This is a genomic window from Neisseria sp. HMSC073G10 (assembly GCF_001812605.1).
Taxonomy (GTDB): domain Bacteria; phylum Pseudomonadota; class Gammaproteobacteria; order Burkholderiales; family Neisseriaceae; genus Neisseria; species Neisseria subflava_A.
The window spans coordinates 1-501 of sequence record NZ_KV809517.1 but is presented as its reverse complement, the minus strand read 5'-3'; the positions used below and the strand labels follow the sequence as shown (position 1 = coordinate 501).

Here is a 501-nt window from a genome sequence, read left to right as displayed (position 1 = left end):
CCGTAGCTGGTGGTGCACAGCTGAAACTGGCCAAAGACATTACTGTTGACAGCGTTACCGCAGGCGACAGCAAACTGAATTCAGACGGCCTCACCATTACCGGTGGCCCAAGTGTGACCAAGTCAGGCATCAATGCCGCCGGCAACAAGATCACCAATGTTGCCGCCGGTACCGATGACAACGACGCCGTCAACTACAGCCAGCTGAAACAGCAAAGCGCCGCCGCCCGTACCGAAGTACGTGCCGGTACCAACATCAAAGACGTGGTTAAAACCGTCGACACCAACGGCCAAGACGTTTACACCGTCAACGCCAAAGGCACGACTGCCAGCGCCGGTTCGAGCAAATTGACCGTTACCGCCGCCGCTGCAGACGCGAACAACGTGACCGACTACAGCATCGACTTGGCTGATGGCACCAAAGCCGAAATCCAAAAAGGCGTGGATGCCCAAACCACCGTTGACACTAAAGGCCTGACCTTCAACGGCGACAGCGGCAGCA

At 57.1% G+C, this 501-nt stretch carries 1 pseudogene; it reads left to right on the top strand.

The window, feature by feature from the left end:
• Positions 1-501, top strand: a pseudogene (locus HMPREF2865_RS05355) (hypothetical protein); the annotation flags it as partial.